This is a genomic window from Mesorhizobium sp. M0768 (assembly GCF_040320195.1).
Classification (GTDB): Bacteria; Pseudomonadota; Alphaproteobacteria; order Rhizobiales; family Rhizobiaceae; genus Mesorhizobium.
This window is the reverse complement of sequence record NZ_JAMYPD010000003.1, coordinates 166,145-178,902: the sequence shown is the minus strand read 5'-3', so window position 1 is coordinate 178,902 and position 12,758 is coordinate 166,145. Positions and strand designations below refer to the sequence as shown.

General features: G+C 64.5%; 11 protein-coding genes and 2 pseudogenes. 4 read left to right on the top strand and 9 right to left on the bottom strand.

From position 1 onward, the window contains the following. Nucleotides 1–56: 56 nt before the first annotated feature. A complete protein-coding gene (locus NKI08_RS05280; protein ID WP_352469556.1) occupies nt 57–956 on the bottom strand; it encodes a LysR family transcriptional regulator in 900 nt (299 codons plus the stop codon). 1 nt (nt 957) lies between these two features. Further along, on the bottom strand, nt 958–2,157 hold the full coding sequence (locus NKI08_RS05275) for an amidase (protein ID WP_352488773.1): 1,200 nt from the start codon (nt 2,155–2,157) through the stop codon (nt 958–960). Between the two features lie 561 nt (nt 2,158–2,718). On the opposite strand from NKI08_RS05275, the gene odc2 reads away from it, so the two are divergent. Next, complete coding sequence (odc2, locus tag NKI08_RS05270) at nt 2,719–3,852, top strand: ornithine/lysine decarboxylase (protein WP_352767634.1); 1,134 nt, start codon at nt 2,719–2,721, stop codon at nt 3,850–3,852. Between the two features lie 208 nt (nt 3,853–4,060). After that, nucleotides 4,061–4,663, top strand: coding sequence for a GNAT family N-acetyltransferase (locus tag NKI08_RS05265; protein ID WP_352767904.1), 603 nt, complete (start codon nt 4,061–4,063; stop codon nt 4,661–4,663). Nucleotides 4,664–4,716: 53 nt separating this feature from the next. On the opposite strand, the gene NKI08_RS05260 is transcribed toward NKI08_RS05265, so the two are convergent. Further along, nucleotides 4,717–5,001 (bottom strand): SCP2 sterol-binding domain-containing protein, encoded by a 285-nt coding sequence (locus NKI08_RS05260; RefSeq protein ID WP_352767632.1) that lies wholly within the window; start codon nt 4,999–5,001, stop codon nt 4,717–4,719. A 202-nt stretch (nt 5,002–5,203) separates the two neighbouring features. Here NKI08_RS05260 and NKI08_RS05255 point away from each other — a divergent pair. Next, nucleotides 5,204–5,404 (top strand): annotated as a pseudogene (locus NKI08_RS05255) (chloride channel protein); the annotation flags it as partial. A gap of 256 nt (nt 5,405–5,660) precedes the next feature. Here the strand turns inward: NKI08_RS05255 and NKI08_RS05250 are convergent. After that, nucleotides 5,661–5,933 (bottom strand): annotated as a pseudogene (locus NKI08_RS05250) (nucleoside recognition domain-containing protein); the annotation flags it as partial. Nucleotides 5,934–6,588: 655 nt separating this feature from the next. On the opposite strand from NKI08_RS05250, the gene NKI08_RS05245 reads away from it, so the two are divergent. Further along, nucleotides 6,589–7,041 carry an Lrp/AsnC family transcriptional regulator gene (locus NKI08_RS05245; RefSeq protein WP_352448191.1) on the top strand — a complete coding sequence of 151 codons (453 nt, stop codon included), beginning with the start codon at nt 6,589–6,591 and terminating at the stop codon, nt 7,039–7,041. An 85-nt stretch (nt 7,042–7,126) separates the two neighbouring features. Here the strand turns inward: NKI08_RS05245 and NKI08_RS05240 are convergent, their stop codons facing one another. The 5 genes from NKI08_RS05240 to NKI08_RS05220 form a co-directional block, all read right to left on the bottom strand. Beyond that, nucleotides 7,127–7,372: a MoaD/ThiS family protein gene (locus NKI08_RS05240; RefSeq protein WP_023675441.1), complete on the bottom strand. Its 246-nt coding sequence runs from the start codon at nt 7,370–7,372 to the stop codon at nt 7,127–7,129. Continuing rightward, nucleotides 7,372–9,636 (bottom strand): xanthine dehydrogenase family protein molybdopterin-binding subunit, encoded by a 2,265-nt coding sequence (locus NKI08_RS05235; protein ID WP_352767629.1) that lies wholly within the window; start codon nt 9,634–9,636, stop codon nt 7,372–7,374. The genes NKI08_RS05240 and NKI08_RS05235 overlap by 1 nt, the downstream gene beginning before the upstream one ends. Before the next feature lie 2 nt (nt 9,637–9,638). Next, on the bottom strand, nt 9,639–10,115 hold the full coding sequence (locus tag NKI08_RS05230) for a (2Fe-2S)-binding protein (protein ID WP_352767627.1): 477 nt from the start codon (nt 10,113–10,115) through the stop codon (nt 9,639–9,641). Then, nucleotides 10,115–10,975 carry an FAD binding domain-containing protein gene (locus NKI08_RS05225; RefSeq protein WP_352539333.1) on the bottom strand — a complete coding sequence of 287 codons (861 nt, stop codon included), beginning with the start codon at nt 10,973–10,975 and terminating at the stop codon, nt 10,115–10,117. Before NKI08_RS05225 ends, NKI08_RS05230 begins: the two co-directional genes overlap by 1 nt. Before the next feature lie 137 nt (nt 10,976–11,112). Beyond that, nucleotides 11,113–12,756, bottom strand: coding sequence for an MFS transporter (locus NKI08_RS05220; RefSeq protein ID WP_352767625.1), 1,644 nt, complete (start codon nt 12,754–12,756; stop codon nt 11,113–11,115). Nucleotides 12,757–12,758: the final 2 nt, after the last annotated feature.

Genomic DNA, 12,758 nt, shown 5'->3' with positions numbered 1-12,758 from the left:
ATTGCCGACAGTTACCAGAAAGCGGGCGAAAATGGGACCGCAACGCGGCTGAAAGCTCATGCGTTGTCCAGCGTCTTGAACCACTGCACCAGGAAGTCGACGAAAACGCGAACTTTTGCAGGCAGATAGCGCCGGTGCGGATAGACGGCAAAAATGCCGCCGCCGGGCAGAATGCGGTCATCCAGCGCAGTCAGCAGCTTGCCGCTTTCGATGTCGGGCGCGGCGATGAAATCCGGCAGGACGGAAAATCCCAATCCAGCCACGGCAGCGGCCCTTGCCGCCATCGGGCTGTTGACCTCGATCGGGCCGGAAACCGAAACGCTCACCGTATCGCCGCTGTCGCCTTTGAACGGCCAGTTGGTGAGCCAGCGCCCATTGGTGTCGATGATGCAAGGCACGCGGGCAAGGTCTTGCGGCCTGACCGGCATGCCGTGCCTGGCGATCAGTTCAGGAGACGCGCAAAGCCGTACCGAAAATGGCGCCAGGCGCCTGGCGATCAACGAGGAATTTTCCAGCCGCGAAATGCGCACCGCCAGATCGAAGCCCTCCTCGACCAGATCGACGAAACGGTCGTCGAGATGGATGTCGAGCACGATGTCGGGGTGCTGCTTGGCGAAGTCGATCAGCGACTGGCCGATCGGCGCGTCGGCAAAGGTGCGCGGCGCCGACAGCTTGATCCTGCCGCGCACGTCGCCGGAGGATTCGCGCACCGCATCGGCAAGGCTGTCGACCTCGCGCACGATCTCCGAGGCGCGCCGGTAATAGGTGTGGCCGGCCTCGGTCAGGGAAAACTGCCTGGTGGTGCGGTTGAGCAGCAGCGCGCCGAGCTCGTCCTCCAGCTCGCGCACATATTTCGACAATAGCGCCTTCGAGCGGCCGATCTTGCGCGCCGCCGCCGAAAATCCTTCGGCCTCGACCACGTCGATGAAGGCGCGCATGCGGGTCAGCGTATCCATGTCATGCGCCTCCTTGGTGGGCCGAAAGGATGCGGGCGGCCAGCGCAATCAACTGCCGGTCGCTGTTCTTCGGACCGAGCAGCGAAAGGCCGAACGGCGCCCCGCCGGTCTTGCCGAGCGGCAGCGTGATTTGCGGAAAGCCGGACAGGCCGGAAAGGCAGAGCAGTCTCAGCGCCCGCTCGCGATAGGTCTGCAAATCGTCGAATGACGCGGCCTTGAGCGGCGCGGCACCAGGAGCGGTCGGAAGCACAAGAACGCCGTCGTCGCCAAGCAGGCCGGCCAGTTCGAGGCGAAACGAAACGCGACGTTCCGTTTCACATTGCGCGGTTGCCGCGTCGATTGTCGCGCCGTGCTCGAAACGCTCCTTGACACCGGGTCCCAGCATGCGGTCGCCGCCGGCGATCCAGGCGCCGTGACTTTGCCAGGCTTCATAGCCTTGCAGCTTGCGGAAGCACCAATAGAGATCGTCGGTCGAATGCGACAGCGGGCCGACGCTGCGCGGTGCGCCCAGCACCGAAGCGACACTGCGGAGCATGGCGAGATATTCGTCGGCCTCGTGCGGGCCGAGCACGAGGCCGTCCAGCTCAGCGAGAGTGACGGGGCGTCTCAGTTCATGGGAATGCGGATCGTCGCCGAGCAGCGCCGTGCCGACCTTTTCGTAGATGACGATGTCGCTTGCGAACCAGCCGAACGTGTCCAGCGAAGGCGCCAGCGGCATGGTGCCGTCGAGCGGGATGCGGCCATGCGTCGTCCTGAGGCCGATCAGGCCGCAGAAGCTTGCCGGCGCTCGGATCGAGCCGCCGGTGTCCGATCCGGTTGCAATGTCGGCCAGCCCGCCGGCGACTGCCGCGGCAGAACCGGAGGACGAGCCGCCGGTGACGCGGTCGGGTGCTGCCGGGTTGATGGGCGACGGGAAATGCGCGTTCAGCCCGAGCAGGGAAAATGCGAGTTCGTCGGTCTGCGTCTTGCCGACGAAGCGGGCGCCCGAATCAAGCAGCGCCTGGACGGCCGGCGCGGTCGCCATGGCCGGCGAGGCTTCGCGGTATTTCTGCGGGTTGCCGCAACCGGTGCGGTAGCCAGCGACGTCGAAGATATCCTTGACGGCCAGCCGCAAGCCGGCAAGCGGGCCGGATTGCGCATTGGTAACAGGGACTTGATCAAGATCGAGAAAAGCGTTCAGCGGGCCGCGAGTGCCTGTCATGCGTTCGATATCCGGATGTGCCTGTCGCAGCATTGTTCTTCTGGTGCCGCAGCATTGTTCGATGCCACAAATTTTACAACCTGCCATACGATTTTTATTGATTGTGAAATCTTTCGATCTTATATCGCGCTTGCCCAAAGTCGCACGTGCCTGTGGGTGTCCGCCGATCCTCGAATGGTGAGGGCAATCGGTAAGGTAACTGGAGCCAACCCCTCCAGTCGGTTTAGCGGCCAACCGCCAACCGAGGACACCTTGAAGCAACGACGGTGCGGGCCTTTCTGGTGTTCTGCCGGTCGTCCAAAGACCGGGGTTACTGAAGAGGCACACCTTCATTGCCGGCAGTGCGGACGGGTCTCCCATCCAAGCCAAGGCAGACAAAGCGAACCGAGGCCGGGCAAGGCCAAGGTTCACCGCCGCGAGACGGCGCTTCATGGTTCCGGGGTCTCCACCGGCTGGTTCCATGGATTTCCGTCCCGCCTTTGTCCACCGCGTGTTCGGGAGGCCGAGAGCCCGCGTCCGCAAGCCTTTGTGCGCGCCGCAAGGCGCTGATGGAGAGACCCGATGGCTACCCAGCGCATCCTTGACTTTCTCGCCACCCGACGTCCGAACGGCCCGTGCCTCGTCGTCGACCTCGATGTCGTGCGCGACAATTTCCGTGCTTTCGAGAAGGCGCTTCCCGATTCCAAGATCTACTATGCGGTGAAAGCAAATCCGGCGCCGGAAATCCTGCGCCTGCTTGCTGCGATGGGCTCGTCCTTCGACACCGCTTCCGTTGCTGAAGTCGAGATGGCGATGGACGCCGGTGCGCCGGCGGACCGCATCTCCTTCGGCAACACCATCAAGAAGGAGCGCGACATCCAGCGCGCCTACCAGCTCGGCATCAAGCTGTTTGCGGTGGACTGCGTCGAGGAAGTCGAGAAGATCGCTCGCGTCGCTCCCGGCGCCCGCGTGTTCTGCCGCGTCCTGACCGACGGCGAGGGCGCCGAATGGCCGCTGTCGCGCAAGTTCGGCTGTGTGCCGGCGATGGCGGTCGACGTGCTGCGCCATGCCAGGACACTCGGCCTCGACGCCCATGGCGTGTCATTCCATGTCGGCTCGCAGCAGACCGACCTGACCGCCTGGGACCGCGCGCTGGCCGACGCCAAGAAGGTGTTCGCGACGCTGGCCGACGAAGGCATCGTGCTGAAGATGGTCAATATGGGCGGCGGCTTCCCGACCCGCTATCTCAGGGATGTGCCGGTGGCGCAGGCCTACGGCCAGGCGATCTTCTCGGCGCTCAGGAAGCATTTCGGCAACGCCATCCCCGAGACGATCATCGAGCCGGGCCGCGGCATGGTCGGCAATGCCGGGGTCATCAAGTCGGAGGTCGTGCTGATCTCGAAGAAGGCCGACAACGACAATGTGCGCTGGGTGTTCCTCGACATCGGCAAGTTCGGCGGTCTCGCCGAGACGATGGACGAGGCGATCCGCTACCCGATCGTCACCGCGCATGACGGCAGCGAGACCGCGCCTTGCGTGCTCGCCGGCCCGACCTGCGATTCGGCCGACGTGATGTACGAAAAGACGCCGTACCCGCTGCCCCTGTCGCTGACCATCGGCGACGAGGTGCTGATCGAGGGCACCGGCGCCTACACGACGACCTACGCCTCGGTCGCCTTCAACGGCTTCGAGCCTCTCCGATCCTACGTGATCTGAGGGCTCGCAAGAGTTGCTCAGATCATCCCCGGTGGGCGCCTGTCGCCCGCCCCGGCTCGCCTGTGGAACAATCCGCTTGTGAAGGATCGCGGAAATGAACATTGCAGATCTCATCGTTGAAGGCGTGGGAATCTCCCCCCTCGAGGGGGAGATGGCCGCGAAGCGGCCAGAGGGGGTCGGTTCGACTGGACTCGGCCTCCTGCCGCAGATGGAGGCCGGCGCTTCACGCGCGACAACCCCCTCTGTCGCCTTCGGCGACATCTCCCCCTCGAGGGGGGAGATTGCGGTCGTCGCCGAAACCGCCGCCGACGTTGGCGCTCGCGACGCTTTGCTCGATCGCGCCATGGGGCCGAAGCGCCGGAAGAAGTCGTCGGAAAAGCTGCGGCGCGGCCGCCGGCCTTCGGAGGGCCTGGCCTTTGTCGCGCGCGATGCGTCGGGCACTGTTGCCGGCACGGTGCGGCTGTGGGACGTGGTGCTGGGCGAGGGCGGCACGGCAGCGCTGCTGCTCGGCCCGCTTGCGGTCGACCCGGCGCTGAAAAATGCCGGCATCGGCTCGGCGCTGATGCGCCATGCGGTCACCGAGGCCGAGCGGCTTGGCCATGTGGCGATCCTGCTGGTCGGCGACGCGCCCTATTACGAGCGCTTCGGGTTTTCGGCCGCAAAGACCGGCTCGCTGGCCATGCCGGGGCCTTACGAGCGGCACCGCCTGCTGGCGCGGGAACTGGTTGTCGGCGCGCTCGACCGCGCGCAAGGCACCCTGAAGGCGGCAGGGCGCAAGTTGAAGGCGCAGAGGCTGCCGCTCGCTGCGTGACGGTTCGAAGCAAGCCGCCGCCATCGTGCGGCGGCTTGTTTCACCTCAAGCGATCAGCCGATCAACTGGCTGAGCGCCATGGCGACGCTCATGTCGCCTTCGACCTTTATCTTGCCGGACATGAAGGCCATCGTCGGGTTGAGATCGCCAGATATCAGCGAGTCCAGATCGTCGAGCGACAGCTTTATGGTGCAATCGGCCGGCGCATCGGTAGTCGAGACATCGGCGCCGTCGATGACGATGACGCCGTCGCCGCCGGTGTCGAATTTCACCGAGCGATCGAACCCGGCACTCGCCACGCGCGACCTGATGTTGTCGGCAATCTCCTGAACGCTCATGGCGGTTCTCCTCGTCTGCTTGCGTTTGTCGCGCGCCGGCGCTTCGATCTGGCCGAAGCCGCTTGCCTGGTTTTACAGCCACGGCCGCCGGCGCATATAGCTTCGGGTTGACGTTTACGTCAACGCAGTTCCCCGAGGTGAAGATGGGCTTTATCGCCGCAGCATCACGCGGGCATGGTTGCCGGTGCTGTCCTTCGCCAAATTCAGGGATGCGGTGCTGGTGCCGAGCATGAACGTGCAATCGGCGGCCGAGACCTTCCAGCGCGCCGGCGCCGAGGAATTGGCGGTGGTCGAGGCTTTCACCGACCGCGAGGTGGTCGGTCTGCTGACCGAAGGCCACCTGATGCGGCGCTTTGCCGAAGAACTCGACAAGGCGCGGCGCGATCTGTCGGGCGAGGGGTAGCCGCGTCCTGTCCCGATAGCGATGCGACACACATGTCGGCTGCTGCGTAAGGAGGGCACGTCAACGGCCCGCTAATCGCCGGCTCCGAAATCCGACTGCGCCGACTGTCTCCTTCCTTGTGGAAGAGTGTCTTGAAGAAAAGAGCGTCGGGAACCGCCTTGATTACTTTTGCGATCACGGCGGTCGCGAGCACGGCAAACGCCAGGCGACCGAGAAGCACGCTCGTGACATCGGCGCCAAGTGTGACAACGACCAACGTATCCTCAATGAGGCTATGGGCAAAACCCATGAACACGCAGGCAAGGAATATCTGACGCGGCTCCGCGCTAGGCGTGCGCGCCTCGCGGATCAGCAGTCCTGCGCCATAGGAAATCCCGAGAAACAGGCCAACAGCGGCGAAAGGTACCGTCTGCTTTTCGATGCCGGCGAGCCGAAAGAGCGGTGCAAGCCCTCTGTTCATCCACTCCAAAATGCCCGACATCTTGAGAAGCTCGATCACCCAGCTCAGCGCAAGCAGAACAACGAGCATGATGCCCAGGGTTTTGAGCGTACCCAGGAGAAAGCCGCCCCAGTCGGTGCTTTCATTCGTCGGCATCCACGCCGGCTTCACCGATCCTGACAGCCATCCGGTTACGGCGAATATCTGATGCAGAAGGACAGCAAAGACCAAACCCCCGCCAATACGAAGCGCCGCGGTGACCAGGAAGCTCGGCCCGGCCCTCTGAATGATCCGTTGCTCGATCGGAATGGCATGTGCAAACAGCAAGAGAGCCGAAAGAACCGTCATGTCGGCAGTGCTGAGCGCCGAAACCGGAACCAAGGTGAATACGATCACAAGCGCGCCCCAGATCCCGACCAGCAATCCCGTCAGCCAGGCAAAGGCGAGTTCAGGTGGCAACCCCACCTGCAACATGAGCGGGGAGAAGAACGGAGAAATCGCCTGGATGACGCCAAGGTCCTGCAGCAGCCGCGTGGCAATCGCAACCGGAACGATCACGCGAACCAGTTCCCAATAGATTTCAAGCGTCTCCAATGTCCTGCGATAGAAGGCGGCGCAAATTGCCATCATGCTGCTCCATCATTCCTGGAGCCGTCTGAGTAGCGTGAGACGCTTCGCATTTGTGGTCAAAGTTTGCGATTCCGTGCAATAAAATTGCAACGCACCGACGCTGAGCGCGACCAACATGGACAAGATCGACAGAAGGCTTCTCAACCTGCTCCAGGATGATGCCTCACGAACTAACGCCAAACTGGCGGGATTAATCGGGCTTTCCCCTTCGAGCTGCCTGCGCCGCATACGACGACTGAAGAAAAGCGGTGTCATCAGCCGCGTTGTCGCGCTTCTCGCACCGGCAAAGGCTGGCCGGGGCTTGAAGGCGATCGTCACCGTCGAACTGGAGCGTCATGGTGAGCAGTTTATGCGGGACTTTCTCGAGTTGGCCGCCCAGGAACCGGCCGTCACTCAGGCCTACAGTGTAAGCGGCGAAACCGACGCCGTCCTCATGCTCCGCCTGACGGATATGGAAGAGTTCGATGCGCTGTGCGAGCGACTGTTCCGAGACCGAAGCAACGTCGCGCGATACCACACGATGTTCGTGATCCGAACGGCCAAAGAAGTGACCGCAATTCCACTGTAGTGTTCGGGTTACGATAGACCTGCTGGGCCGCGAATTCATAAACGAGCATTGGCCGCACGGAGCGCGGCTTGAGCTCGAGCCCAAATCATCCCCCGGCAAGGCGCGGCAGCAGGAAAATCTCCGCCCCTTCCGGCAGTTCCTTCGACCAGGTGTCGCGATAGATCGTCCCGTCGATGGCGACGGCGATGCCGCGATCGATGTAGGGCTCGAGGCCGGGATACTGTTCAGCCAGCTTCCTGAACAGCTCCCGAATATCCTTCGCCTCGATTTCGACCTTGCTCTTGCCTCCAGCGATCGCGCCGAGCGACCCCCAGAGCGTTACTTCGACCATCAGCCTCCCCGTTCCGCCTCGAGCGCCGCCAGGATGCGCGGCGGCGACATCGGGATATGCGTCATGCGCACGCCCGCGGCGTTCGAGACCGCATTGGCGATCGCCGCCAGCGGCGGCACGATCGAGGTCTCGCCGACGCCGCGCACCCCGTAAGGATGGTTAGGATTGGGGATCTCGAGGATCTGCGTGTCGATCATCGGCAGGTCCGAGCAGACCGGGATGCGGTAATCGAGGAAGCCAGGGTTCTGCAGCCGCCCGTCCTTGCCGTAGATATACTCCTCGTTCAGCGCCCAGCCGATGCCTTGCGCGGCACCCCCCTGGTATTGCCCCTCGACATAGGTCGGATGCACCGCCTTGCCGGCGTCCTGAACGACGGTGTAGCGCAGCACCCTGGTGGAGCCGGTCTCGGGATCGACCTCGATATCGCAGATATGGGTGGCGAAGGAGACGCCGGCGCCGTCGGCGACGAGCTCACTGTGCCCTGCGATCGGTCCCCCCGTCTTTCCGGAAGCGGCCGCGATCTCCTTCAGCGACAATGCTGCAAGGTTGCCGTATTTCTCGCCCTTGGCAATCGCGTGGCCCTTTTCCCAGACCACGTCGTCGACGGGAATGTCCCACATCTGTGCGGCGCGTTCCCGCAACACCTTGATGGCGTTGCGGGCGGCCGAGATCGTCGCCATGGAGGAGGAGAAGGTGCCGCGGCTGCCGTCCGTCATGTCGTTGTAGCCGAGGCTGGAGGTATCGGCGACCACCGCCTTGACCTGCTCATAGGGGATGCCGAGCTCCTCCGCCGCGACCAACGACAGCGACGCGCGGGAACCACCCACATCGACCGTGCCGACGGCAAGCGAGACCGAGCCGTCCATGCCGATGTTGAGGTCGGTGCAGGTCTGGCCACCGAAATTGAACCAGAAGCCGCAGGCCATTCCGCGGCCCTGGTTCTTGCCGAGCGGCGCCTTCATGTGCGGATGGTTCTTCACCGCCTCCAGCGTCGGCCCGATGCCGATCGGGCCGTATACCGGTCCATAGGACGATCTGGTGCCTTCCTGCGCCGCGTTCCTGATCCGGAACTCGACAGGGTCCATGCCGATCTCCTTGGCCAGCTCGTCGACCGCACTTTCCACCGCAAACGCCGCCATCGGAGCCGACGGCGCGCGATAGGCCGCGGTCTTGGGCCGGTTGACCAGCACTTCGTAGCCGACCGTCCTGACGTTCTCGAGCTTGTAGCAGGCAAAGGCCGTCATGGCGCCGATCTCGGCCCACGTGCCGGCATAGGGGCCGCAGCTATAGCGCAGCGTCGCCTCGGCCGCCGTGATGGTGCCGTCCTTGCGGGCGCCGATCCGAACATCGATCGAGGTGGCGCTGGTCGGGCCGGAGGCGCGGAACACCTCGTCGCGCGTCATGACCAGCTTGACCGGCCGCCCGGCCTTGCGTGACAGCGCCAGTGCCACCGGCTCGGCCCAGACATGGGTCTTGCCGCCGAAACCGCCGCCGATCTCCGAGGAGGTGACGCGCAGCTTCGAGGCTTCCATGCCAAGCAGTTGGGCGCAGTGTTGGCGGTAGACAAAATGGCCTTGCGTACAGACCCACAGGTCGGCGGTGCCGTCGGAGCTGACATTGGCCACGCAGGCATGCGGCTCGATATAACCCTGGTGCGTCTGCTCGGTCTTGAAGGAGCGCTCGACGAGGAAGTCGGCCTGGCCGAAACCTACGTGGATGTCGCCATGGCCGTACTGGGTGCGTTTGGTGACATTGGAAGGCTTGCGGGGCTTTTGCTCGAGGCCCTCGGTGAAGATGGCGTCGTTGACCAGAGGTGCGGAGTGCTTCATCGCCTCGTCGACGTCGGTGACATGCGGCAACACCTCGTAGTCGACCTCGATCAGCTTCAGTGCCTGCCTCGCCGTGCGGGCATCGACCGCAGCCACCGCGGCCACGGCATGGCCGTCATAGAGCGCTTTCTTGCGCGCCATGCAGTTGTCGAGGATGTCGTACATGGCGGCATCGCCGTCGGTGAGGTCGGGCAGGTCGGCCGCGGTGATCACGGCCTTGACGCCGGCGAGCTTCTCCGCCTTCGACGTGTCGATCTTCCTGATCGTGGCATGCGCATGGGGGCTTCTGAGAACGCGCCCGACCAGTTGCCCGGCCATGTTGAAGTCGGCGCCATAGCGTGCGCGGCCCGTCACCTTGTCGACGCCGTCGGGACGGATGGGACGCGTGCCGACAGAGGTGAAATTGCGTCCGGAGTAACGCGGATCGAAATTCATCGTCATACTCCCTTCATCACGCTGGCGGCGTCCTGAACGGCACGCACGATCTTGTCGTAGCCGGTGCAGCGGCAGAGGTTCCCGGCGAGGCCGAAGCGGATCTCCTCCTCGGTCGGATCGGGGTTCTTGGCCAAAAGGTCCTTCGCCGCTATCAAAAAGCCCGGCGTGCAGACGCCGCATTGGAGTGCGGCGTGCTCCAGGAATTTCTGCTGCAGCGGATGCAGCCTGTCGCCATGCGCCATGCCCTCGATGGTCTCGACGTGCCGGCCCTCGGCCTCCGCGCCGAGCACCAGGCACGAGCACACCAGCCGATCGTCGAGGATGATGCTGCAGGCCCCGCAGTCGCCGGTGCCGCAGCCTTCCTTGGCGCCCGTCAGCCCCAGGCGATCGCGCAGGACATCAAGCAGCGTCTCGTCCGGCTGGCAAAGGAACTCGACATTGTCGCCGTTGATTGTCGTTGATACTGCCACACCAGCCATCATTTGCCTCCTGCGCGTGCATAGGCGGTCGTGGCGGCCCGCTTGGCCAGCACACCCGCGACTTTCCGTCTGAATTCGATAGTGCCGCGCTTGTCGTCGATCGGGCGGCAGGCGCCCGAGCAGACCTTGGCGAGCCTCTCCAGCGTGGCTTCGTCCAGCTTGGAGCCGATGAGAACCTCGGCGGCCTCCTCGACCAGAATCACCGTCGGCGCCACGGCGCCCAACGCCAGACGGGCGGATTTGACGCGACCTTGCTCATCGAGCGTCAAGTTCACGCCGGCGCTTACCACCGCTATGTCCATCTCCGTGCGCGGAATGAAACGCAGATAGGCATCGCCCGAACGCGGCAGACGGCTGTCGAGCAGGATTGCCTCGATGATCTCGCCCTTGGCCAGCGACGTCTTGCCCGGCCCAGTCGGCACCGCTTGCACGGCAATCGTGCGCCTGGTTCCCGGGCCGACGACCACAGCCTTGGCGCCAGCGGCCACCAGCGCCGGCACGCTGTCGGCGGCCGGCGAGGCGTTGCACAGATTGCCGACGATGGTGCAGCGTCCCTGCACCTGCTTCGAGCCTATCAGCTTGGCCGCTTCGACGACGCCGGGCCATGCCTTCTGCAGGGCCGTGTTCTCGCCCAGCACGGCGCAGGGGACCGCCGCGCCGATGCTGAAGCCCTCGGCTGTTTCCCTGATCTCGCCAAGCCCGTCGATCGCCTTGATGTCGACGATCAGGTCGGGTTCGATAAAGCCGCCTTTCATTCGCACCAAGAGGTCGCTGCCTCCGGCGAGGATGGCGGCCGTGCCGGCTGAACCGGCCAACAGGCCGGCGGCGTCTTCAATTGAAAGCGGACGTATGTAACGCATCGTCTCCCCTTAGTGGTCATAGTCACACCAACTGATATAACCGTCTCTCCACAATGGCCATCCTGTTCGTGCATTCGCGGATTGGGCCAGGCGCCGCAATTTCATTTTGCTCGTCCAACTGGACGCACCGCCAGCCACTAATGCTCGATCGGTCCCTTCGGCATGACGAGCGCCGTCCCTGCTGTCGTCGGGCGCTCGATCATGCGGCGGACGCGCGGTGGCTCGTTGCCGCTATGCAGCGCCCTTATGCGCTCGCCGATGACGGCGTCGGCGTAGGTGGCGCGCCGATTGTGGCGGATATATTCTACCCAGGTCGGCGTGTGGTAGTGCTCGATCCATATCGAGGGATTTTCGAGATCGCGCGCCAATGTCCAGTTGCGGGCGCCGTCACGGCGGCGGATGCGGCCGCGCTCGGCCATGGTGGCGAGGAATTCCGGCACGTCCTCGTTGCGGATGACATATTCGATCATGATGGCGATTGGACCGCTGCGCGGCTTGAGATCAAGGGCCAGATGCGGCTCCTGAAAACGGTTGAGCGGATCGAGGTTGAGCACAGCCTGCTGCGGCAGCGGCAGCAGCAGGCCGATGGCGCCTCCCGCCAGCATGGCGACGCTGGCCGCCATCAGGGCGACTTCGGCGCCATGCGCGTCGGCAACGACACCCCAGACCCAGCTGCCGAGCGCGATGCCGCCGAAGGTCGCGGTCTGGTAGACCGAAAGCACGCGGCCGACCACCCAGCGCGGCGTCGACATCTGCACGGTGACGTTGAAATGCGAAAGCGCCGTCACCCAGCAGGCGCCGCCGAGCAGCAGGCCGAGCGACGTCTGCCAGGCATGATTGCTGACGGCGGCGTTGAAGGCGCAGACGGCGAAGCCGGCGAATGCCATGCGCACCATGGTTTCGCTGGACAGCAGCTGCCGCAGCCTGACGCTGGTCAGCGCGCCGCCGACGGCGCCGATGCCGAAGGCGCCGAGCATGATGCCGTAGCTCAAGGCATCGCCCTTGACGACGTCGCGCGCGACCAGCGGCAGCAGCGCCAGGACCGCGCCGGCGCTGAAGCCGAAAGCCGAGCTCCTGACCAGCACCTTGCCGATATTGGGCGACATGGCGACATAGCGCAGGCCGGCACCCATGGCGGCGCCCAGCGTCTCGCGCGGCAAGGTCGATGCCGGCAGTTCCGGCTTCCAGCGGGCCAGCACGACGATGAGGCCGACATAGCTCAGCGTGTTGACGGCGAAGGCCGCGGCAGCGCCTGCCGCGGCAACGATGATGCCGCCGATCGCCGGGCCGACGCTGCGCGTCAGGTTGAAGCCCATCGAGTTGAGCGCGATCGCCGCCGGCACCTTGGTGCGAGGCACCATGTCGCCGACCGAAGCCTGCCAGGACGGACTGTTGAGCGCGGTGCCGCTGTCGATCAGGAAGGTGAAGGCGAGCAGCGTCCACGGCGTCATCAGGTCGAGATAGGTGAAGACGGTGAGAAGAGCCGAGACGACGAGCATGAAGATCTGGGCGATCAGCATGACTTTGCGCCGGTTGAAGCTGTCGGCGATGGCGCCGGCCAGCAGCGCGAAGAGCATGATCGGCAAGGTGGTCGAGGCCTGGACCAATGCCACCTGGTAGGACGAGGTGGCGATCGTCGTCATCATCCAGGCGGCGCCAACGCCCTGGATGAGGCCACCGAAGTTGGAGACGAGGCTGGCGGACCACACCGCCCGGAAGATGCCGTGCCGGAACGGCGCCAGCGCCGAGGCGCTTTCGCTTTCCGGTGTGTCGTCGTTCATAA